The organism is Micromonospora sp. NPDC000663 (assembly GCF_042898105.1).
Taxonomy (GTDB): domain Bacteria; phylum Actinomycetota; class Actinomycetes; order Mycobacteriales; family Micromonosporaceae; genus Micromonospora.
Map to the genome: position 1 here is coordinate 1 of NZ_JBIAYR010000011.1, position 23,533 is coordinate 23,533.

Genomic DNA, 23,533 nt, shown 5'->3' on the forward strand with positions numbered 1-23,533 from the left:
CCCGCATCCGCAGCGAACGACAACGACGCTGGGGCCAACCCGCCACCCGAGCAGCCTGACCCCAACACCGTCAACGTTCGTGGTCACGGCACTAGGAGTTTGGCATGTGGACGACCCGGAGGTAACCGGGCAGCAGCCACGGCCGGGGCCCACCGATGACCACGTCGCGGCGCAGCACCGCCGAGAGCATGCTGATGCGCCCGAACAGCATGAGGTTGAACCGCGCCGGACGGTAGGTGATGCGCGCGTCGAGCGGGGCGTCGGGCGGAGCGATGGTCAACCGGCCGTCCTTCAGGACTGTGGTGGTCTGCGCCGTGTACGCCGACCGGTACGCCACCGCGACCGGGCGCGCGGGCTGGCGCGCGCCGGTGTCGATGAGGACACCGTGGTCGTGCCGCACCATGTCGAGAAAGAACAGGTCGAAGAAGAGCGCCGCCTCGGCCTCCGGCATCGGCCACGGTCGGCCCGTCGCTCGGGCGATGTCCCAGCCGTGGACGAGGAGTTCGTTCGTCAGGTGGGCGAACAGGCCCGCGACGGTGACCGACGCCCCGCCGAGCCAACGCACGACGCTGCCCGGATCGGTGTGCGCGCTGGCCCGGAGCAGGCGCTCGACGGTGTCCGACAGGTCCCGGCAGAGCACGTCGGCGTCCCGCTCGGTCAGGTGCCGCATGACGAGCACGTTGAGCGAGGACACGGTGTCCACTGTCGTCTGTTCCAGCGCGTCGGCGAGCCCGGGCACCGGCGGCGGCTCGACGTCGGCGTCGACAAGCGAGACGTAGAGCATCGCGATGGACAGCACGTGCACTGCCGTGTCCGACACGGTCCAATCCTTGGTGACCATGGTGCTCGCCGGTGTCGGGCACGATTTGACAAGCGCGATGAAGCGCGTGGTGGCCTGGTGCACGGCGGTCCGGGCATCGGGCCAGCGATCGAGGGCGTTCGTCGTCACCGCACCACTCTCACATCGGACCGGACGGCGGCGGATCCTCCAGCGTGCGCGGTTCGGCATGTGTGTATCGAGACGACACGGACCCCTTGGGCGTGTCCGTCTCCCGTCCGGCAACGCGCGAGGTGGACGCCCCGGCACCCGATGCGAGGGTGTCGGCATGACCGAATTCGAGGCCGGAGCCGCACGGCGGGGGTGGGCACCGGCACTCGCGGTCCGCACCACCGCCGCCGGGGACGTCGCGGCGGTGGCCTGAGCGAGCGCCGCCGCTACGCCGGACGAGCCGGTGTGGCGGCGGCGCTTTCCACAGGCACCGACCCTCAACCACCGCCTGACGCAGAGACGGGATCGGGATGACCACACTGTTCGCGCGCGCGACACGCCGCGCCGGCCGTTCGCACTTCCGGTACGTGCGGCCGGTGCCGTTCGCCTCGGCCACCGGTCTCGTGGGCACCGTGTACCGGCGGATCGAGGCGGAGTTCGGGATGCTCGCCCCTCCCCTCGCCCTGCACTCCCCCGCACCGTCGGTGCTGGCGGCCAGCTGGTCGATCCTGCGTGAGGTGCTCGTAGTGCCCGGGTTGGTCGCCCGCGCGGACAAGGAAGCCGTCGCGGCTGCCGTGTCACTTGCCAACAACTGCCCGTACTGCGCTGAGGTGCACAGCACGACGCTGCGAGGGCTGGTACGCGGGAGAGACCCCGAGGCCATCGCGGCGGGCCGTCTCGAGCAGGTGGCCGACCCCCGGTTGCGGACGCTCGCCGGCTGGGCGGTCACATCCGCCGAAGCTCCCGGCCCGGCTCCCTTCCCCCGCGCCCAGGCGCCGGAGCTGGTCGGCACGGTCCTGACGTTCCAGTACATCAACCGCATGGTCAACGTCTTCCTCCAGGAGTCGCCGCTGCCGCCGGTGCAGGGCATCGCGCGCGATGTGGTGCGGCGAGGAGCCGCCCGGGTGATGCGGCGGTTGGCCTCCTCCGCTCCCCTGCCCGGGCTCGACACCGACGACCTTCTGCCCGCCGCGCAGCTGCCCGACGACCTGCGGTGGGCCGAGAGCAGTCCCACCATCGCCAGTGCCCTGGCCCGCGCGGCCAGCGCGATCGACGAGGCTGGCGAGCGGCGGCTCACGACAGCGGCACGCGACATGGTCCGTGCCGCCCTGCGGGAACCGGGTCGCGACGCGGGAACGGCGCCGTGGCTCCAGGAACGGCTCGACGCCCTGCCGGCCCGGGACCGCCCGGCGACCCGCCTCGCACTGCTCACCGCCGTCTCGTCGTTCCGCATCACCGATCCCGTCGTGGCTGGCGTACGGGCGACAGGCGCGGACGACGCGGCGCTCATCGAGATCACGTCGTGGGCGAGCCTGACCGCCGCCCGCCACATCGCGGCCCGTCAGGACATCGGGAACGACGACCATGGCGGGTGATGTCGTCAGGCCTACGACCGCCGCGTCTCGGCGGGTGGACACGGCACGCTCACACCTCAGGGGCAGGGTGTACGCGCGCAGACGTCGATGACCTTTCCGGTGAGCAGGAAGACCGCCTTCTGTTTCTGGGCTCCGGGCTGGGCGCGCGGGAACTCGTGTGGGTCGTCGCCGTACTCCGGCCCCGCCGGGGCGAGGTTGGTCGGCGGTGGGGCGTACGCCGCGCCGCTGTTCCAGACCACCATCGCCGAGCCGGTGTACGGGTACCTGCGGATCGGCGCGATGCCCCAGTACGGCCGCACGTCCGCTGACCAGCCGTCGGCGAGCGCCGGGGTGTGCAGGCGGGCGCCGATGGTGCGCGCCTGCACCTCGGCCGCCGCTGGCGAGACCTGGTGGTCGCCGAAGGCCACGTGCATCAGCACCTGGTGAGCCGGGGTGTTCGGCAACGGCTTGTCGGTCATGTGCTGGGCGTACCCGTTGGCCTCGGAGCGGTCCCACAGCATCTGGAGCAGCGCGAGGATCAGCTGCTGGTCCACCCTGTCCGGGTAGTAGCCGTCCAGGACCGACTGGAACGGCGCGAAGTCCACGCTGCGTTGCAGCAACGTGGAGTAGTTCATCGCCGGTACGCCGAGCACCGACCGGGTCCAGTCCTGGGCGATGGCGGTGAGCGCGCCGCCGTTGATGCCGCCCTGGCTGTTGCCGTCGTAGTGCAGCCCGCCGGCCACGTCGATGAGCGGTCGTGCGCTGTCGTCCCGGAACGCCGGGTGGGCGGCGAACCCGCCGGGGTGGATCATCGCGCGGCCCAGGAAGAGGAAGTTCAGGAAGCTCTGCTGCAACCGGTCGGCCACGGCGGGGAAGGCGCTGAGGTCGGTGAAGGCGCCCGCCACGTAGGGGACGTCGGCGGCGGCCATGCCGATCCAGCTGGTCGCGCAGAAGGTGAAGTCGTGGGTGTTCGACATCGTCTTGACGTTGCCGGCGTTGATCTCGGTGGGCCTGCCGAGCAGACCGTGGCCGTAGAGCGAGAGGTGGGCGGGCTTCGCGGCGGAGGCGCTGCGCGGGATGTTGCAGACGAAGTTTGCGGCCGTCGTCGCGCCGGACGGCGTGGGCAGGGCGTTCGGCGTCGGTGGCGTCCCGTCGCCGCCGGCCGGGCCGTAGTGCAGGCGGGAGCCGGGGCCGCCGTCGCCGGTCAGGTAGGACGGCACTCCGATGGTTCCGGTCACCTGCCGGGCGATCAACGGTTCCTGCTCGGGCGCGTAGTCGGTGACCTGGGTGACGGTGAACGAGGGTGCCGCTCGGCGGAGGTCGGCGAAGGCGTTGTCCCGCATCGCCAGCATCCGCCCGGTCAGGCCCTGTCGGCTGGCGACTGTGAAATCCCAGGCCAGGTAGAGGCTGTGCCGCTTGACGCCGCTCCGGTTCAGATCGGCGAGGATCCGCTTCATCTGCGGGACGCGGGGATCCCGATGGCCGAGGCCGACACCCCTGGTGTACGCCGTGAACGCCTTCGGCGCCGGGATCAACGCCCCCGTACCGTCGCGCATGCTCCGCAGGCCCACGACGTACCGGGTGCCTTCGGTAAGCGCCACCGCCGGCCGGATGATCAGCGACTGCCGGTCCGGCTGGCCGGCGGCGTGCGCGTCCAGCTCGGCCCAGTAGGGGGTGCGCTCGCCGGTCCGTGTGTTGAGCAGCACGATCGGCGCGTCCGGCGCCAGCGAGCGACCGATGTCGGTGACAGGTGCGATCAGGGTGGTCGTGGCGTCGAGGCCGGGCACCCGCACCAGGATCGGCGAGCCGGGGCTGAACCCGTCCTGCCTGTTCCATTCCGTCGGGTCGATCGGCGTCCCCTGGACGTTCGCGGGCATCGCGGACGCCGCGAACCGCACCCGCTTGCCAGTGGGGCTGGTCCGGTCCGGCACGGTGAAGTAGTCGTTCGGGAACGGCAGCAGGCAGGCCGTCGGGTCGATCGGGTCGCAGCCCGGTTGCCCGGTCGCGCCGGGAGTCGCGGGCGGTGCCGCGGCAGCAGCCGGAGCAAGCAGGACGGCGACCGCCGTCACCAGCACGGACACGGCGGAACGGAGCCGTACGGGGGTGGTCACACGCATCTCCTTCGACGGTGGACGATGGCTCGGTGCGGGGCGAGGGTGGTGGGTGGTGTTCTTCCTACGCTCGTGAACGGATCTCAGCAAGGTGTGGTGACACTCCCCCGGGCGGCGGTGGCAGCACCCGGGCGACGCCCCGGCTGAGGACCAGCCGGCCGGTACCGTCCACGGCCTGGAGGCGGCGCCGTGGCGGCGGCGCCAGATGCGGATCGTCAGGGTGTCGCCGGGATACATGGGTGCCGTGAAGCGCGCGTCGACGCGGCGCAGCCGGGCCGGATCCGATCCGGCGACCGTGTGCAGCAGGGCACGCCCGGCGTAGCCGTACGTGCAGAGCCCGGGGCCCGGACCGTCACCGGCAAGGCCGTCCCGCGCGGCCGGTTCCCGCATGTCAAGGTCGCGGGCGGTTTGGTCTTCGTCTCCGGTACGAGCAGCCGCCGCCCCGACAACACGATCGCCGCTGCGACTGTGGACGCGCTGGGCACCGCGTCGCTGGACATCGCCGTGCAGACCCGCGCCGTGATCGAGAACATGCGCCACATCCTGCGCGACGTCGGCGCGGACCTGTCCGATCTCGTGCCGGTCACCACGTACCTGGTCAGCATGAACGACTTCGGTGGCTACAACGCCGTGTACGGCGAGTTCTTCGACGAGACGGGGCCGACGCGCACCACCGTGGCCGTGCACCAACTGCCCCACCCGTACCTGCTGATCGAGATGCAGGGGGTCGCGGTGCTGCCGCTCGGGTGACGTCCCCGGCCGGCCGCCCCGCACCGATGGACCGGGGACGGGCGGCGATGGTGTCCCGTTTCACCGCGGTCTGCCCGGCAGGACCACGGTTGGTGGCCGTACTCTTGATCGGGTCCAGACTGCACCCAAATGTCCGCCATCCGGAGGGGTGACAATGCCCGATCACGCGTCTGACCGTATCGATCTCGCAGGCCTTCAGGACGTACTCGACGGACCGTGGGCCAAGGTGCGCAACGCACACCGTGAGCACCTCGACGAGCGCTTCCTCCCGGTGTACGGCGAGACCGGTGACCAGGCACGTGAGCGGATCACCCGACTGCTCGGCGAACTCCCCACCGAGCTGGGAATGGCGTCCGCCTTCCCCGCCGAGTACGGCGGCAGCTCCGACATCGGTGGCTCGATCATCGCCAGCGAGATGTTGGCGCAGGTCGACCTGTCGCTGATGGTCAAGGCGGGCGTGCAGTGGGGCCTGTTCGGCGGCGCGGTCGCGGCCCTGGGCACCCGGCGGCACCACGACGCGTACCTCCGGGACATCGTCTCGGGCAAGATCTTCGGCTGTTTCGCCATGACCGAGACCGGGCACGGCTCGGATGTCCAGCAGCTGCGCACCACATGCACGTACGACCCGCGGACGCAGACCTTCGACCTGCACACCCCGCACGAGGCGGCCCGCAAGGACTACATCGGCAACGCCGCCCGCGACGGGCGGATGGCTGTCGTCTTCGCCCAGCTGGTCACGAACGGTGAGCGGCACGGCGTACACGCGTGGTTGGTGCCGATCCGCGACGCGCAGGGCAACCCGATGCCCGGCGTGAGCATCGGCGACGCCGGGCCCAAGGCCGGCCTGCTCGGCGTGGACAACGGGCGGCTCACCTTCGACCACGTGCAGGTGCCGAGGGACATGCTGCTGGACCGTTACGGTCAGGTCGCCGAGGACGGGACGTACTCCAGCCCGGTCGAGAACGACTCCCGGCGCTTCTTCACCATGCTCGGCACCCTGGTCCGCGGCCGGGTCAGCGTGGGCGGCGCCGCGTCGGCGGCCACGAAGTCGGCGCTGACCATCGCGGTGCGCTACGGCGACATCCGGCGCCAGTTCGGCACGCCCGACGCGGAGCGCGAGGTGCTGCTCAACGACTATCTTGCCCACCAGCGCAAGCTGCTGCCCGCGCTGGCCACCACGTACGCGCTGCACTTCGCCCAGACCGAGCTGGTCGCCGCACTCAGTGAGGTGCAGGGCGGCGACGGGCCGGTCGACGAACACCGGCAGCGGGAGCTGGAGTCCCGGGCCGCAGGTCTCAAGGCCGCGCAGACCTGGCACGCGACACGCACCATCCAGATGTGCCGCGAGGCGTGCGGCGGCGCCGGCTACCTGGCCGAGAACCGCCTGCCCAGCCTCAAGGCCGACACCGACGTCTTCACCACCTTCGAGGGCGACAACACTGTGCTGTTGCAGCTGGTCGCCAAGGGGCTGCTCACCGGCCACCGGGACGAGTTCGGCTCGCTGGACGGCTGGGGGCGCGCCTCCTTCGTCGCCGAGCAGGTCCGCGAGATGGTCCTCGAACGCACCGCCGCGCGGTCGCTCATCGAGCGGCTGATCAGCGCCGTGCCCGGTCGCGACGAGGAGGTCGCCGTCACCGACCGCGGCTGGCAGCTCAAGGCCTTCGAGGACCGCGAGAGGCACCTCCTGGACGGCGCGGTCCGCCGCCTGCGGGGCGGCGCGACCACGAAGAAGGACCGCCCCTTCGACATCTTCAACGACGTCCAGGACCACGTCCTGACCCTGGCCGCCGCGCACATCGACCGGATCACCCTTGAGGCGTTCGTCGCCGGCATCGAGGACACCGCCGACCCGGCGGTCCGGGCGCTGCTGTCCCGGGTCTGTGACCTGTACGCGCTGAGCGTCATCGAGGCCCACAAGGGCTGGTTCCTGGAGCACGGCCGTCTGACACCGGCCCGTTCCAAGGCCATCACGGGCGTGGTCAACGCTCTGCTCAAGGAGCTACGCCCAAACCTGCGCACCCTCGTCGACGGTTTCGCCATCCCGGATCCGTGGCTGCACGCCGCGATCCTGCGCGAGGAACCCCTGCGGCAGGAGGCCATGGCCGCCGACGACGAGCAGACACGCGCCGATGACCACCTCGAACTCGAAGGGGAGCGGCTGGAGGGGCATGACCTCACCGAGGTGTCAGGGCGACAGGCAGGGTGGTCAGTCCGCTGATGAAGTTCGACGGCAGCCGCCGGACCGGCCCGGTCACCTCGACGGTCCGCACTGTCGACCGCAGTTCGGTGAGGAGGGCACGGATCTCCTCGCGGGCCAACTGGGCGCCCAGGCAGAAGTGCGGGCCGTACCCGAAGGTCAGATGACGGTTGGGTCGCCGTCCCAGGTCGAAGGTGTCCGGGGCGGGAAAGACCTCCTCGTCGCGGTTCGCCGACACCATCCACAGTGTCACCACGTCGCCCTCGGACAGCGCCCGGCCGCACAGTTCGGTGTCGGCAGTCACGGTACGGCCCACGTGCGCGGCAGGCGTGGTCCAGCGCAGGATCTCCTCGGTGCCACTGTCGACGAGGGCCGGGTCCGTCATCAGCCGTACCCACTGATCGTCGTGTGTGGCAAGGGCCAGCAGTCCGCCCGCGAGGGCGAGCCGGGCCGTCTCGTCCCCGCCGATGACGAGGTTGTAGCAGTTCAGCAGCACCTCCTCGTCGGTCAGTGGGCGATCGTCGACGGTGCCGCCGACCAGCAGGCTGATGACGTCGTCGGCGGGTGCGTCGCGGCGCGCGGCGACCAGCCGGGTGTAGTAGAGCAGGATGTCGCTCTGCGCGATGCGGGCCTCCATCCCCGCCTGGTCGGCGGACTCGCCGAGCATCGCCGCTCCGGTCAACTCCAGGACGCGCGGCCGGTCCACCTCGGGTACGCCGAGCAGTTCGCAGATCGCCTGAAGGGGCACCTGCGCGGCCACCTCGGCGACGAAGTCCCCGCCGCCGCGCTCCACCAGGCCACGAAGGAGTTCGCGGGTGGCCCGCGCGATGGAGTGGGTCACCGGCCGCAACGCCCGCGGACCGAACCCGCCGGCGAGCAGACTGCGCAGACCCGTGTGGAACCGACCATCGGTGACCACGAGCATCCGGCCCGCGCCCGGGTCGCGACCGCGCAGCAGCGTACCGAGCATGTTGCCGCGCAGCGAGGTGAAGGTGTCGCTGTCCCGTACCACCCGCAGTACGTCGGCGTGGCGCGTGACCACCCAGAAACCCGTCGCGGCGCCCGCCTGATGCCAGTGCACCGGGTCGTGGCGGCGCAGCCACCGCCACCTGTCGGTCAGATCCCGGGTGGCGTGCACGTACGGGTCGAGCAGGTCGACAGTCTCCGGCTCTCCCGTCACTGCGACGACTCCGCCTCGTCGAGCAGGGCGGCGAGCAGGTCGTCGTCCGCGCCACCGCCCATCGCGGTCAGCCGGGCGACGAGTTCACGGAGGCTGACCGGTTCGAGGAAGAGTTCGATGGGCGCCCGGATGCCCAGGTCGTCGTCGAGCCGACCGATCAGGTGGACAGCGGTGAGCGAGTCCCCGCCCACGCTGAAGTACGACTTGTCGAGGTCGTCCAGTCCGGTCAGCCCGAGGACGGTGACGAGCAGCTCGGTCACGGCGGCCTCGGTGACCGGCCGGGCGGAACGCTCGTCGGCGGGTGGCGATGCCACCGGCTGCGGCGCCGGGAGCGTGGTGGCCGCAGTGGTGAGGCTCAACGCGCCGAGGCTCTCCCCGGCGAACGGATAGGTCGGCAGGTGCGTCCGCCGGGCCCCGTCGGCCGGCGCCGGCCACCGTACGTCCGCGCCCCGGACCCACGACTCGCCGATCATCCGCAGCTCCTCGGCCTGCCCGGCGTCCGTCACCCGCCCGCCCTCGGCCAGGGCGTCCAGCGCGTCGGCCGCTTCGGCCGTGCTGCCGGCCACCACGTACGCCCGCGCGGCGTGCGCGCTGCGCCCGCTGCGCAGGGTGTACGCGACGTCCGCGAGGATCGGCGGCGCAGGCGCGCGCAGCGCGGCGGCCAGCTCGGCGGCCACGCGGCGCAGTTGAGTGTCCGTCCGCGCGGAGATCGGCAGCAGCTCGGCACGGTCCGGCGGAACCGGGCGGTCCGGTTCGGGCGCCTCGGCCAGCACCACGTGCACGTTGGTGCCCCCGATGCCCAGTCCCGTCACCCCGGCCAGCCGCTGGCCGCCGTCCGGCCGGTCCCACGGGCTCAGCGTGGTGACCCGCTCGAACCCCGGCATCCGCGTCAGGTCCGGATGCGGCCCGCTGGCGTTTGCCGTGGGCGCCATGCTCCGGTGGCCCAGCATCAGCACGACCTTGATCAGGCTCGCCACCCCGGCCGCCGCGTCGAGGTGCCCGATGTTCGACTTGACCGAGCCGATCCCGCAGGACCGGCCAGGTCGGGTGGCGCCGACCGCGGCGGCGGTAGCGGCCAGCTCGACACGGTCGCCCAGTTCGGTGGCGGTCCCGTGCATCTCCAGGTACTGCGCGGCGCTCGGGTCGAGGTCCGCCGCCGACCAGGCCTCGACGATCGCCCTGCTCTGCGAGTCGACGCCGGGCGCGGTGAAGCCCACCTTCGTCGCGCCGTCGTTGGTGACCGCCGAACCCAGGATGACGGCGTGGATCGGGTCCGCGTCGGCGAGCGCGTCAGCCAGCCGCCGCAGCACCAGCACCCCGACGCCGTTGCCGCTGACCGTGCCGGCCGCCTTCTCGTCGAAGGGCCGGCACCGCCCGTCCGGCGAGAAGATGCCGCCGTCGCGGTACAGGTAGCCGCGCGGATGCACCGAGTCCACCGAGACCCCGCCCGCCACGGCCGCGTCGCACTCGCCGAGCAGCAGCGCCTGCGCGGCCAGGTGCACCGCGGTCAGCGAGGTGGAGCAGGCGGTCTGCACGCTGAGGCTGGGACCGTCCAGCCCGAGACGGTACGACACCCAGGGCGCCAGGAACTCACGGTCCGTGAGGATGCGCAGTTGCAGCGGCCCCAGCTCGGCGGCGAGCCGGCGATCCACCGCGGCGGCGAGCATGTGGTCGGTGGGGCTGCCGCCGACGTACACGCCCGTCCGGTGGGGCACGTGGCGGGGGTCGTAGCCGGCGTCCTCCAACGCGCTCCAGGTGGTCTCCAGGAGCAGCCGGTGCTGCGGGTCCAGGATCGCGGCCTCGGTGCGGTTGAAGCCGAAGATCTCCGCCTCGAAGCGGTCCGCGCCGGCCAGGTGCCCCTTCGCGGGCACGTACGCCGGATGGGCCAACTCGGTCGGGTCGACACCCGCGGCCCGTAGCTCCTCGGAGTCGAAGGTGGCGATCGAGCAGACGCCGGAGCGGAGCTTCTCCCAGTACTCGCCGAGGTCCTGGGCGCCGGGGAATCGCCCGCTCATCCCCACGATCGCCACTGCTGGGGCTTCGGTCATGTCAGGCCACCTTCCACTGTGTCGTCACCGGCCGGCCGGGCTCGCGCCGTACGGGTCATGAGCCGGGCCCGCCGGTCCTGGCCCCGACGCCGGCCCGCGTCGACGCCGGCTGACGGTCCGGGGTCGCCGGGACCGTCCAGGTGCGCGGCGAGGGCGGCGACTGTGGGGTACCGGAACAGGTCGACCATGCTCAGCCCGGCGTCGCCCTGGTCGTGCAGCGCGGACAGCACCCCCAGCAGCCGCAGGGAGTTGCCGCCCAGTTCGAAGAAGTTGTCGTGGACGCCGACCCGGTCCAGCTCCAGCACCTGACGCCAGACCGTCGCCAGCCGGAGTTCGGTCCCCGTCCTCGGCGCCACATACCGGTGCGCCAGGTCGGGTCGGGTGGTCGGCGGTGCCGGTAGCCGGGAGCGGTCCACCTTCCCGGTCCGTCCGGTCGGCAGCTCGGCAAGCGGCACCACGCTCTCCGGCACCATGTATCCGGGCAGCCGCTCGGCGAGCCAGACGCGCAGTTCGCCGACGACCGGCGGCGTGCCGTCCACGCCCACCACGTACGCCACCAACCGGCGCAGGGCGCCGTCACCGAACACCGCCGCGACGGCCGCCGACACCGCCGGATGGCGGACCAGCACCGCCTCGATCTCCCCCAGCTCGACCCGGAAACCACGGATCTTCACCTGGTTGTCGGACCGGCCGAGGTAGCTGAGCGTCCCCTCGGCGTCGTACCTGCCGAGGTCCCCGGTGCGGTACATCCGCTCCCCCGGCCGGCCGAACGGGTTGGCGACGAAGCGCTCGGCGGTGAGCCCGGGCTGGTTGGCGTACCCCCGGGCCAGGTGCGCTCCGGCCAGGTAGATCTCGCCGACGACGCCGACCGGCACCGGCCGCAGCCGGCGGTCCAGCAGGTACGCGCGGCCGTTCGCCACCGGCCGGCCGATCACCACGGGCTCGCCGGGGCGCAGTTCGGCGGTGGTGGCGTAGATGGTGGCCTCGCTCGGCCCGTACGCGTCGAGCAGGCGGCGGCCGGAAACGGCCCATCTGTCGACGAGTTCGGCCGGGCAGGGCTCGCCGCCGACGGCGATCGTGCGCAGGTCGGGCAGGGCGTCCGGCGAGCAGGGCAGCGACATCGCGGCGGTGGGTGGCAGGAAGACGTACGTGATGCGGGAGTCCCGCAGCCGTCGGTACAGCGCCTCGCCGAGCCGTTCGTGCTCACCGGCGACGTGCAGTTCGGCTCCGGCGACCCAGGTGAAGAACAGGTCGGACACGGCGACATCGAAGCCGAACGCGACGTACTGGAGGACCCGGTCCGTCACGGTGACCGGGAACTGTGGACGCACCGCGGTGGTCAGGTTGGTCAGCGCCCGATGGGGCGCGCTCACGCCCTTGGGGGTGCCTGTCGAGCCGGACGTGTAGAGGATGTACGCCGCGTTGTCCGGGCCCGGCGCTCCCGTGCCGATCCGGGGGGCCGGCTCCGGGCGGCTGAGCACATCGGCCGCGCCTGCCGTCACCACGAGCGCCGGCAGGCCGAGTTCCCCGGAGCGCCGGGCGGTGTCGACGCCCAGCAGCACCAGTCGGGCGCCGGCCCCGGCGAGCATCTCGCGCAGCCGCGCCGACGGCTGGTCCGGGTCGAGCGGCAGGTACGCGCCGCCGGCCCGGAGCACGGCGAGCGCGCACACGGCCATCTCGGCGGACCGGGGTAGGCACAGTCCGACCGGAACCTCCGGGCCGACCCCCGCGGTCACCAGTTCGGCCGCCAACCGGTCGGCCCGGGTCAGCAGCTCGCGGTAGCTCAGCACGATGTCGCCGCAGACCAGCGCCGTCGCCTCGGGACGTTCGGCGGCGCGGTCGGCCACCAGGTCGGGAACGAGGCGGGCCGACACTTCCACCGTGGTGCTGTTCCACTCGTGCAGCATCAGGTGCCGCTGCCGCGCGTCGAGCATCTCGGCGGCGGCCGTCGGCCGGTCCGGAGCGTCGAGCAGGTCGTCCAGGAGCACCTGGAAGCCGCGTACCCAGTGCCTGACGGTGGCCGGATCGAAGAGGTCGCTGCGGTAGATGAACTGCCCGACGAGGTCGGTCCCCCAGCGCTCCACGTACAGCAGGAGGTCGAACTTCGCCACGTCCAGCACGAGCGGCACCCGCTCGACCCGGGCCGGCGGCAGGTCCAGTTCCAGCACCGTCTCGTCGTCGTAGGCGAACACCACCTGCACGACCGGGTCGTGGCTCGGCTGACGTTGCGGGGCCACCGCGTCGACCACGGCGCTGAACGGCGCGTCCTGGTGGTCGCGGGCGTCGTGCAGCAGGTCCCGAACCCGGTCCACGAGGTCGGTGAAGCTCGGCCCGTCCGCCAGGTCGACACGTAGCACCTGGGTGTTGGTCAGCAGGCCGACCATGCCCTGCACGTCGGGGTGGTCCCGGCCGGCGACCGGGATGCCGACGACCAGGTCGTCGTGGCCCGACAGCCGGTTCAGGAACGCGGTGTAGGCGGCCAGCAGGACCACGAACGGCGTGGTGTGCCGGGTACGGGCCAGCCCCGCCAGTCGTTCCCGCAGCCCGACAGGCAGGAGGAACGACTCCACCCCGCCGGCCGGGGTCTGCACTGCGGGGCGGGGCCGGTCGCCGGGCAGGGCGAGCACCGTCGGCGCTCCGCACAGCATCTGCCGTACCTGAGCCACCGGGTCGGCGTACCCGCCGGCGGCGAGGCGGTCCCGCTGCCAGGCCGCGTAGTCGGGGAACTGGATCGGCAGCGGCTGCGGGGGCGCGCCGTCGCCGTCGCGTTCGGCCCGGTAGCTGTCGGCCAGCTCGCGCAGCATGATCTCCATCGCCCAGCCGTCGCAGACCAGGTGGTGGACGGTCACCAGGATCCGGTGGCTGCCGTCGGTGACGGCGTACACGCGGCAGCGCAGCAACGGGCCGCCCGCGAGGTCGAACGGCCGGGCCGCCTCGGCGCGCATCGCCGCGTCGACCTCGGCCGGCGACACGTCCCGGTCGACCCGCACGTCGGCGGTCGCCTCGGCGGCCACCACCTGACGGTGCTCGCCGTCGACGGTACGGAAGACGGTGCGCAGCGACTCGTGCCGGGCCACCAGCGCGTCGAGGGCGCGGGTGAAGGCGTCGACGTCGAACGGGCCGTGGACGGCGAACGCGACAGGCACATGGTATTGGGCGCTGCCCGTGTGCAGCCGCTCCAGCACGAGGAGGCTGGCCTGTGCTGGTGACACCGGAAACTCGTACTCCACCGGTTCGTCGGGGCGGTCGCTCACGTCAGCGGGCAGCATTGTCGGCCCTTTCGAGAAACGGATCGATGGTGGCGGCGATCTCGGCGACGGGCCCCGGCCGGAGCACGTCGCGGTGGGCGCAGTCGAGGTCGCGTACCCGGACCTTTCCGGCCGTCCGTCGCCAGGCGGCGGCCTTCGCCTCCGAGGTCAGGCCGCCGGGTTCGGCGGTGGCCGAGAAGAGCAGCACCTCACCGTCGTACCGCGACGGCTGGTAGCTCTGAGTCAGCCGGAGATGATGGCCGCCCAGCTCGACAAGCGCGGTGAGCCGCTGCTCGGTGGCACCCCGCAGCGGGCCGTCGGCGGTCCGCACCGCCGCGAACACCTCGGCGCGGCGCAATGGGCCGGGTCGGTCGAGCAGCTCCGGTGGCCCCGCCTGGAGCAGGATGCGCAACATCTCCTGCTCCAGCCGGTCGTCGTCGGGCGGCGCGGACGCCCCGTCAAGCGCCGTGACCGGTACGGCGTCCAGTACGGCCACCAGTCCCACCTGCTGCCCGGCCCGCCGCAGCTGGCCGGCCAGCTCGTACGCCAGCAGGCCGCCGAACGACCGGCCCATCAGCAGGTACGGCCCGCTCGGCTGCGCCGCCCGGATCCGGGGCAGGTACTCCCGGGCCATCTCCTCGATGCTCACCGGCGGCGGGATGCGCCCGCCGAGCACTGTGGACTGCAGCGCGTACACCTGTCGACCGGGCAGGTGCGGCAGCAACGCCGTGTACGACCAGCCGAGCCCCATCGCCGGGTGCAGGCAGAACAGCGGCGTACGGTCGCCGTCGCCGCGCAGCGTGAGCAGGGGCGCGAGCCCGAGGTCGCCTCGGGGGGCGTCGAGCCGGCCGGCGAGAGCGCGCGGGGTCGGCGCGTCGAACAGCGCGCCGATCGGGATCCGGCTGCCGAGGGCACCCTCGACGGCCGCGACGAGGCGCATCGCGAGCAGCGAGTGACCGCCGGCCAGGAAGAAGTTGTCGTCCGGCCCCACCGCCGGCACGCCCAGCACTGTGGCGAACAGCTCGCACAGCTTCGCCTCCCGTGCCGAGGCCGGCGTCGTCGCGGTCGGCGGGCCGACCTGGTTCACCTGCTGTGGCAGGGCGGCCCGGTCCAACTTCCCGTGCCGGGTCAGGGGCACCTCGCCGATGCGCTGGTATCCGCTCGGCAGCAGGTGAGCGGGCAGCCGCTGTGCCGCGTACCCGCGAACGGCCCCGAGGTCGCCGTCGCCGTCGCCGTCCAGGACGAGGTACGCGACGAGCTGCCGGCCTCCGTCCGGTCCGGACGTGGCGGCGACCACCGCGTGGCGGACGCCCGGGCCGGAGCGCAGGACGGCCTCGACCTCGCCCGGCTCGATCCGGAAGCCCCTGACCTTCACCTGGTCGTCGGACCGACCGACGAACTCCAGTTCGCCGTCGGTGTTCCAGCGCACCAGGTCGCCGGTGCGGTACATGCGCGCACCCGGTTCGGGCGAGTACGGCGAGGCGACGAACCGCTCGGCCGTCCGGGCCGGCTGACCGAGGTAGCCGCGGGCGAGGCCGGCGCCGGCCAGGTACAGCTCCCCCACGACGCCTACCGGAACCGGGCGCAGCCGGGCGTCCAGCACGTACGCGCGGGTGTTGTCCAGCGGACGGCCGATGGGGACCGGGCCGGCGGCCGGTGGGCGGCGGATCGGGTGGCGGGTGGCGAAGGTGGTGGTCTCGGTGGGGCCGTACCCGTTCACCACCCGCAGCCGGGGCGCGGCCCGCTGGACCCGGCGCACCGCGTCGGGGTCGACGACGTCCCCGCCGGTCCACACCTCGGCGAGCCCGGCGAGGACGTCGGGGGCGAGGTGCGCCACGGTCCGGAACAACTCGGCGGTGAGCCAGAGCGCGGTGATCCGGCTGTCCGTGAGGATCCGTTTGAGGGCGTCCGGCTCCAGTGGTCCGGGTGGCGCGACCACCACAGTGCCGCCGGTCAGCAGCGGCACCAACAGTTCGTAGCTGGCCGCGTCGAAGGTGTGCGGACTGTGCAGCAGCACCCGGGCGTGCGCGCCGCCGGCGAAGCACCGGTCGGCGGCCAACGCCAGCAGGTTCCGGTGGGTCGCGACCACGCCCTTCGGGGTGCCTGTCGAGCCGGAGGTGTACATCACGTACGCGGCGCGGTCGGGGTGGGACGCCGCCGGGGCGGGCAGGGGGGCGGTCGCGTCGGTGCTGTCTGCGGTGAGGGCGCGCATGTCGTCGGGGAGCCAGTCCGGCACCCGGTCGGCAAGGACGATCCGTACTCCGGCGTCCCGCATCAGGCGGACCAGCCGGGACCGGGGTTGGGCGGGGTCGAGCGGCACGTAGTGCCCCCCGGCCACCAGCACCGCGAGCTGGCCGACCACCAGCTCCGTCGACCGGCCCAGCAGCAGCCCGACCGGCGACTCCGGGCCGACCCCCACCGCGGCGAGCCGACAGGCCAGGGCATCGGCCCGGGCGGCCAGCTGGCGATAGGTGAGGACGCCGCCGGCGGACTCGACAGCCACCGCGTCGGGAATGACTGCCACCTGGGCCGCGAAGCGCTCGGGCACGCTGCCGCCGGGCACCGGGCGCGCGGTGTCGTTCCAGGCGCTCAGCAGGTCGCGCCGCTCGGTCGCCGGCAGGACGTCGATCCCGTCCACGCGTGCGTCCGGATCACCCGCCAGCAGGTCGAGGGCGCGGACCAGCCGCCGCGCCACCAGATCCGCCTCGGCGGCGCCGAAGCAGTCGGGGCGGTAGCCGAGCCGCAGCCAGAGGCCGTCGGCGGCCACCAGCGTGACGGTGAGCGGATAGTGGGTGGCGTCCCACACCTCGACCAGCCGTGGCCCGGTTGCCTCGTCCGGGTCGGTCGCGCCGCGCGGGAAGTTCTCGAACGCCAGCATCGTGTCGAACAGCTCGCCCACGCCGGCCAGGCGCTGCGTCTCGGCCAGCCGTACGTGGTGGTGCGGGGTCAGCGCCACCTGCTCGTCCCGCACGCGGGCCAGCAGGTCGCCTACCCGCTCTCCCGGACGCAGCCGGACCCGGACCGGCACGGTGTTGATCAACAAGCCGACCATCGTCTCCACACCGGTCAGCTCCGGAGGGCGACCCGACACGACCGCGCCGAAGACCACATCGTCGGTATCTGTCATCCGGGCGAGAACCAGCGCCCAGGCGACCTGGACGATGGTGTTCACCGTCAGCCCGGCCCCGCCGGCCCGCCTGCGTACCGCGGCGACAAGCGCTGGGGACAGTTCACACTCGACGGTCGCGGGTTGGACCGGAGTGCGGGACGCCGGGCCCGGCGCGACAAGCGTCGGCTGCCCGAGGCCGGCCAGGGCGTCCCGCCATGCTCCGGTGGCGGCCTCGCCGTCGAGGCCACGAAGCCAGGCCAGGTACTCCCGGAACGGCGGCGCGGACGGCAGCTCGGCGCTCCGACCCGCGTACAGCGCTGCCAGGTCCCGGGCCAGGATCGGCATCGACCAGCCGTCGACAAGGATGTGGTGCAGCGTCACGATCAGTTCGGCCCGCCGCGCGCCGAACCGGACCAGGGCGCACCGCAGCAGCGGCGGGCGGGTCATCTCGAACCGGCGGACGCGGTCGGCCGCCAGCAGGCGCCGCAGCTCCTCCCGCGCCTCGGCCGGGTCGCGTCCGGTCAGGTCGACCTCGGTCCACGGCACCGACACCTCGCGCGGCACCACCTGCACCGGCCGGGCCAGGCCCTTGTGCCGGAAACAGGCCCGCAGGTTCGGGTGCCGCACGAGCAGCGCCGCCACCGCCTCCCGCAGGCGGTGCGGGTCCACCGGGCCGTCGATCCGGAACCGGACCTGCACCAGGTAGACGTCCAGCCCCGAATCGTCGACCAGGGCGTGGAAGAGCAGACCCTCCTGAGCCGGTGTGAGGGGCAGCAGGTCCGCCAGGGCGCCGCCGCTCACCACGAACCGCCCCCGTCCGGGGCGTCCAGGTCGTCCACCAGGGCGTCGAGCTGCTCCTGGCTGAGATCCACAAGCGGAAAGTCGGAGCGGGTCACGCCGCCGGCACCGGCGGTCGACGCGTGGTCGGCGAGCACCAGCAGGGCGGACCTCCAGTGCCCGGCCAACTCGCGTACATCCGCCTCACCGAGCGCGCCGCTCGCGTACGACCAGGTGGTGAGCAGGTACGGGCCGTCCGGGCCGACCCGTGTGACGGCGTCCACGTCCAGCGCGTGGGTCACCGGCAGCGCCTCGGCGCACACCACACCGAGCAGCTCGACGCCGCCGGCCGTCGACTCGAAACGACCCAGGTAGTTGAACCCGACGTCCGGCTCGGGCAGCTTCGCGAGCGTCGAGGCGGTCTCCGGGTTGACGTACCGCAGCAGGCCGTAGTCCAACCCGCCGGCCGGCACCGCGCGGAGCTGCTCCTTCACCTCTTTGAGTGCCGTGCCGGTGTCCGCCCCGCCCTGCCAGAACGCCTCGGTCGCCGCCGGCGGGGCGTCCAGCCGGACCGGGTACCGGGTGGTGAACCATCCGACGGTGCCGGCGAGGTCCACCCCGTCCACAGGCGCGTCCCGGCCGTGCGCCTCGCGATCGAGGAGCAGGCCGGTACCGCTGCCCCGCCACCGTACGACGGCCGCGAGCAGCGCCGTCAGCAGCACGTCCTCGGGCCCGCAGCGGAAGAGCTCCGGGATCTGGGAGAGCACCGGCCCGGTCTCGGCCGCCGACAGGTCGACCGTCAGGGTGGCCCGCCGACCGGTGGTCGCCCGGTCGGACAGCAGCCGGGAATCCGGCCCGGTCAGCACCTCGGTCCACAGTGGAAGCTGGTCGGCCACCGCGCCGGCCCGTACGTGGAGCAGTTCCGACCAGCGCCGCAGCGACGTACCCGAGGCCGGGGCCAGCACCGACTCGTCGGGCTGACCGGCGGTCAGCAGCTCGACCAGCTCCCGGTGCAGGATGTGCAGGGAGACCGCGTCGACGGCCAGGTGATGCACTGTCAGCAGAAGGCGTCCGTCCTGCCCGGGACCGTTGTCGAACCACACCGCCGCCAGCAGCCGGCCGGCCTCCGGTGCCAGCCGCACTCGGGCCGCCGCCTCGCGTATCGCCGTCGCACGCTCGGCCTCGCTCATCGCGCCGGCGTCCACCCGCACCACAGTGTCGATCCGGACCGAGCCGGGCGGCGAGATCTCCAGGCCCGGGTCGTCGGCCGCGGGCCGCAGCAGCCGCAGCCGCAGCGCGTCGTGCCTGTCGGTCAGGATCCGCAGCGCCTCGTCGATGCGCCTGGCGTCGAGCGCGGCCGGGACCGGGACGTGCACCGACAGGGCGAACGCGGCAGGCTCGGTGGCGTGCTCGCACCACCAGGACATGACAGGGGTGAGCGGGAACCGCCCCGGACCGGACCACTGCGGCGCGCCGGCGACCATACCGGCACGGGCGAGCACCGCCAGACCGGCAGGCGTCCGGGCCGTGAAGACCTCACGCAGGGTGAGTTCCCACCCGGCGGCCCGGGCTCTGCTGACCAGCAGCAGCGCCATGATGCTGTCCCCGCCGAGCTCGAAGAAGCCGTCGTCCACGCCGACCTGCGGAACCCCCAGCACCTCGGCGAAGAGCCCGCAGAGCACCTCCTGGGCGGCGTTGCCGGGCCGGGCCGACCGGGGCTTCGGCGCGATGACCGGAGCGGGCAGCGCGGCCCGGTCGAGCTTGCCGTGCGCCGTGGTGGGAAGGGCGTCGAGCGTGACGAACGCGTTCGGCACCATCTGCACGGGCAGTGCGGCCAGTGCGTGCGCCAGGACCTCGTCCGGTTCGAGTCGCGCTCCGGGGCGCGACACCAGGTAGGCGACGAGTCGGCGGTCGCCCGGGGTGTCCTCACGCAGCAGCACCACCGCACGGGCCACCGACGCGTGCCCGGCCAGCACCGCCTCGATCTCGGCCGGCTCGATCCGGAATCCGCGCAGCTTCAGCTGCTCGTCGGTGCGGCCGAGGAAGTCCAGTTCGCCGTCCGCCCGCCACCGCACCAGGTCACCGGTGCGGTACATCCGGGCACCGGGCCGCCGGGCGTACGGGTCCGCGACGAACCGTTCGGCGGTCGCCGCCGGTTGGCCCAGGTACCCCCGGGCCAGGCCCCCGCCGGCGAGGTACAACTCGCCCGGCACCCCGACCGGCACCGGGCGCAGCCGCGCGTCGAGCACGTGCACAGTCGTGTTGGTGATCGGGCGGCCGATCGGCGGGGCGCCGCCGCCGGCCGCGAGCGGATCGCTTACCGTCACGCCCACGGTGGTCTCGGTCGGCCCGTACGCGTTGTGGAACCGGCGACCCGGCGACGCCCACGCCGCGACCAGCTCCGGTGGGCAGACGTCCGCCCCGACGCACACCGTCCGCAGCTGCGAGTACTCGTCGGCGGGAACGCTTGCCAGCACGGCCGGCGGAAGCAGCACGCAGGTGACCCGGCGCTCGCGCAGGACGTCCCCGAGGGCGGCACCGACGAGCGGCCCCGACGGTGGGATCACCAGGGTCCCGCCGGAGCCGAAGGCCATGCACAGCTCACCGACGGAGATGTCGAAGCTGGGCGAGCTGAGGTGCAGGACGCGGCTCTCCGGGGTCAGCTCGAACCGGCGTACCAACGCCTCGGCCAGGCTCGCGATGCCGCTGTGGGTGACCACCACGCCCTTGGGCCGGCCGGTCGAGCCGGAGGTGTACATCAGGTAGCCGGCGGCGGCGGGCACCGTCCGGACGGCCGCGCCGGCCGGTTCGCCGGCGAGGTCCGCAGGATCCAGTACCAGCAGGGGTACGCCTGTCTCCGGCAACTCCGCCGCGCCGTCGGTGACCACCAGCACCGGCGCGGCGTCGTCGACGAGCAACCGGATCCGGTCGACCGGATAGTCGAGGTCGATGGGCAGGTACGCGCCGCCGGCCCGCTGCACCGCGAGCACGGCGACGACGGTCGCCACGGTACGGCCCAGTGCCAGCGCCACCACGCTCTCCGCGCCGACGCCGTGCTCCCGCAGGCGGCCCGCCAGCCGGTCGGCCCGGTCGAGCAGTTCGGCGTACGTCAGGGAAAGGTCGTCCGATTCGACGGCGACCGCGTCGGGTGTCTCGGCGGCCCGGCGGGCGGCCAGGTCCGCGATGGACGCCGCCGGTAGGTCGACCCGGTCGCCGTCGCCAGCCGTCCGCAGTCGCCGCCGTTCGTCCCCGCCGAGCAGGGCGACGGCGTCGACAGGCCTCTCCGGTGCGGCGAGCAGCCCGGCCAGCAGGACCGGGAAGCTCTCGGCCCAGCTCCGCACCACCTCGGCCGGGTAGACGTCGGTACGGATCTCGAACGTGCCCTCGATGCCGTCCTCGGTGTCCCTGGTGATGCCGACGAGGTCGTGTTCGCCACCGGTGTGGACACGCTCCGGCTCGGCGATCTCCCGCAGCGCGCGGACGCTCTCCTGTCGGTTCAGGTGCATGAACACCCACTGGAACAGCGGGGAGCGGCCGTGTGTGCGCTGCGCGCCGACCGCGCTCACGATCCGGCCCACCGGCACGTCGGCGTTGGCAAGCATCCGGGGAAACCCGGCGGTGAACCGGCCCAGCAGGTCGGCGAAACTGTCGGTGGGTCCGATCCGCCAGCGGGTGGGCAGAGCGTTCATCACGTAGCCGATGACCCGGTCGAGACCCGTGGCAGAGCGGTTGGCCGTCGGGGTGCCGATGACGAAGTCGGCCCGCCCGGACAGCCGGTACGCCAGCACCGCGAACGCGGTCATCAGCACGCCGTACGCGGTCGCGCCGCGCTCCCTGGCGAACGCCCGCAGGGTCGCCTCGGTGCCGGCGTCGATGTGGAACGGGATCTGCCGGATCACGCTGCCGGTCGCCGGTGCGACAGCCCCGGTGCCACCGACGGTCAGCGGCTCGGGTGGGTCGGCCAGGCGCTCGCGCCAGAACCCGACCTGCGCGTCGAACACCCCGGCGGCCTCCAGCTCACGCTGCCAGGAGGCGAAGTCGGCGTACTGGATCCGCGGACGCCCCCGGCGGGGCGCGACGCCGTCCCGCACCGCCCGGTACGCCTCGACGAACTCGCCGTGCAGCACGTCGAAGGACCACCAGTCGGTGACGATGTGGTGCAGCGCCAGCACCAGCGACGATCGGGTGTCGTCGACGGTGATGAGGCATCCCCGCATCAGTTCGTCGCCGGTCAGGTCGAACGGGCGGCGGCTGAACGCCGCGAGTTCCTCGCGCAGGGTCGTGCCGCGGTCCCGAACGTCGATCCGCTCCAGGACGAACCGGTCGGCGGGCAGGAACTCGAGGCGTAGGTCGCCGACGTCGCCGACGATGGTGGTGCGCAGGATGTCGTGCTGCTCCCGCACGATCGTCAACGCCCGCTCCAGGTCGGCAGCCGCCACCGGCCCGTCGAAGTGGTACGCGCAGCAGAGGTTCAGCGCCGCCGTACCCGGATAGAGCGCTTCGAAGACCCAGAGGTCCTCCTGGGCGAGGCTGAGCGGCACCGGGCCGCCTTCGTCACGCGGTGGCACGACTGCCGGGATCTCGGCGAGCCGGTCCGCCTCGACGAGCCGGCGCAGCAGCCGGACCCGCTGCTCGCCGCGGAGCGCGGCGAAGCGGGCGGCCGTCGAGGTGCTGGCCGGGCCCGCGCCGGGTCCACCGCTTGGCACCGTCATGCCGTCAGGTCCTTCCGCAGTTCGGCCAGCCGGTGCAGCCCGGCGAGGATGTCCGACCGGTCGAGGCCGAAGTCGACGAAGCAGGCCACCTCGTCGCAGCCGAGGTCGCGCAGGTCGAGCAGCGATCTGCGGCAGGTCTCCGGTGAACCGAGCAGGCTCCCCCAGCTCAGGTAGCGCTGCCTGGCGAATTCCACGAGCGCGTCGGTCTGCTCGGCGGTGAGCGCCGCGGCCCGGCCGTCGCCGGCCCGGTTGGCGGCCGTCTGCGCCACGTACGACCGCAGGTACGCCCGCAGCGGCCCGCTCGCCAGCCGGGTGGCCTCGGCGTCGTCGGCCCCGACGTACGTGTGCGCCATCAGCGTGACAGTGCCCCGGTCGGTGGTGCCCAGCTGCTCGGGTGCGGCCTGGTACGCCGTCCGGTAGCGCCGGATCTTCTCGGCCAGTTCCTCCCGGGTCTGCCCGATGGTCGCGCCGAGCACGTTCGTCCGGAGCCGTCCGGCGGCCTCCCACGTCTGCGGGCTACCGGAGGTGGTCAACCAGATCGGAAACCTGGGCGACACCGGTCGGGGCTGGGGTCGTACCGCCACCGGACGCCCGGTGCCGTCGGGCAGCTCGACCGCCTCGCCCGCCCAGAGCCGGCGCAGCAGCGGGATGTCGGCCAGGGCCCGCTGCCGCCGGTCGGCGTACCGGTCGGGGGCCAGGACGAAGTCGGTGGAGTGCCAGCCGGTGGCCACCGAGATGCCGGTCCGACCCCGGGACAGGTTGTCCACGACCGACCAGTCCTCGACCACCCGCAGCGGGTGGTGCAGGGGCAGCACCACACTGCCGGCCCGTACGGCGACCCGCTCGGTGACCGCGGCGAGCGCCGCGCAGAGCACCGGCGGGCTGGGGAAGACCTGCCCGACCTGCTGGAAGTGCCGCTCGGGGGTCCACACGGCGGTGAACCCGAGCGAGTCGGCGGCCCGGGTGATCTCCAGGATGTCGTCGTACTTGGCGGCGTGGCCACCTGCGCCGTCGCAGTCGTCGGCGCCGAAGAACATCACGCTGAGGTCCATGGGCGT

Annotated in this window: 11 protein-coding genes; 3 read left to right on the forward strand and 8 right to left on the reverse strand. The window is 73.1% G+C overall.

Features of this window, described 5'->3' with window-relative positions:
* Positions 1–91: 91 nt before the first annotated feature.
* Positions 92–949 (reverse strand): maleylpyruvate isomerase family mycothiol-dependent enzyme, encoded by an 858-nt coding sequence (locus ACFY1S_RS25855; RefSeq protein WP_387122984.1) that lies wholly within the window; start codon positions 947–949, stop codon positions 92–94.
* Positions 950–1,299: 350 nt separating this feature from the next.
* Between ACFY1S_RS25855 and ACFY1S_RS25860 the strand changes: the two genes are divergently transcribed.
* Complete coding sequence (locus ACFY1S_RS25860) at positions 1,300–2,364, forward strand: carboxymuconolactone decarboxylase family protein (protein WP_387122986.1); 1,065 nt, start codon at positions 1,300–1,302, stop codon at positions 2,362–2,364.
* A gap of 56 nt (positions 2,365–2,420) precedes the next feature.
* Here ACFY1S_RS25860 and ACFY1S_RS25865 read toward each other — a convergent pair whose 3' ends face one another.
* On the reverse strand, positions 2,421–4,454 hold the full coding sequence (locus ACFY1S_RS25865; protein ID WP_387122988.1) for a hypothetical protein: 2,034 nt from the start codon (positions 4,452–4,454) through the stop codon (positions 2,421–2,423).
* A 297-nt stretch (positions 4,455–4,751) separates the two neighbouring features.
* Between ACFY1S_RS25865 and ACFY1S_RS25870 the strand changes: the two genes are divergently transcribed.
* Positions 4,752–5,204, forward strand: coding sequence for a RidA family protein (locus ACFY1S_RS25870; RefSeq protein WP_387122990.1), 453 nt, complete (start codon positions 4,752–4,754; stop codon positions 5,202–5,204).
* A 154-nt stretch (positions 5,205–5,358) separates the two neighbouring features.
* Entirely contained in the window at positions 5,359–7,422 is a 2,064-nt protein-coding gene (locus ACFY1S_RS25875) for an acyl-CoA dehydrogenase (protein ID WP_387122992.1), read from the forward strand.
* Here the strand turns inward: ACFY1S_RS25875 and ACFY1S_RS25880 are convergent.
* Genes ACFY1S_RS25880 through ACFY1S_RS25905 form a run of 6 tightly spaced genes read right to left on the reverse strand, consistent with a single transcriptional unit; the run spans position 7,379 to position 23,527 of the window.
* Positions 7,379–8,581: a cytochrome P450 gene (locus ACFY1S_RS25880; protein WP_387122994.1), complete on the reverse strand. Its 1,203-nt coding sequence runs from the start codon at positions 8,579–8,581 to the stop codon at positions 7,379–7,381. The two genes, ACFY1S_RS25875 and ACFY1S_RS25880, sit on opposite strands and share 44 nt — an antisense overlap.
* The gene (locus ACFY1S_RS25885; RefSeq protein WP_387122996.1) at positions 8,578–10,629 is read right to left on the reverse strand and encodes a beta-ketoacyl synthase N-terminal-like domain-containing protein; all 2,052 of its coding nucleotides are present in this window, start codon (positions 10,627–10,629) and stop codon (positions 8,578–8,580) included. The genes ACFY1S_RS25880 and ACFY1S_RS25885 overlap by 4 nt, the downstream gene beginning before the upstream one ends.
* Complete coding sequence (locus ACFY1S_RS25890; protein ID WP_387122998.1) at positions 10,626–13,883, reverse strand: amino acid adenylation domain-containing protein; 3,258 nt, start codon at positions 13,881–13,883, stop codon at positions 10,626–10,628. The genes ACFY1S_RS25885 and ACFY1S_RS25890 overlap by 4 nt, the downstream gene beginning before the upstream one ends.
* Position 13,884: 1 nt before the next feature.
* A complete protein-coding gene (locus ACFY1S_RS25895; protein ID WP_387123000.1) occupies positions 13,885–17,787 on the reverse strand; it encodes an amino acid adenylation domain-containing protein in 3,903 nt (1,300 codons plus the stop codon).
* Positions 17,784–22,475 carry an amino acid adenylation domain-containing protein gene (locus ACFY1S_RS25900; protein WP_387123002.1) on the reverse strand — a complete coding sequence of 1,564 codons (4,692 nt, stop codon included), beginning with the start codon at positions 22,473–22,475 and terminating at the stop codon, positions 17,784–17,786. The genes ACFY1S_RS25895 and ACFY1S_RS25900 overlap by 4 nt, the downstream gene beginning before the upstream one ends.
* Positions 22,472–23,527 carry a MupA/Atu3671 family FMN-dependent luciferase-like monooxygenase gene (locus ACFY1S_RS25905; RefSeq protein WP_387123004.1) on the reverse strand — a complete coding sequence of 352 codons (1,056 nt, stop codon included), beginning with the start codon at positions 23,525–23,527 and terminating at the stop codon, positions 22,472–22,474. Before ACFY1S_RS25905 ends, ACFY1S_RS25900 begins: the two co-directional genes overlap by 4 nt.
* Positions 23,528–23,533 lie beyond the last annotated feature (6 nt).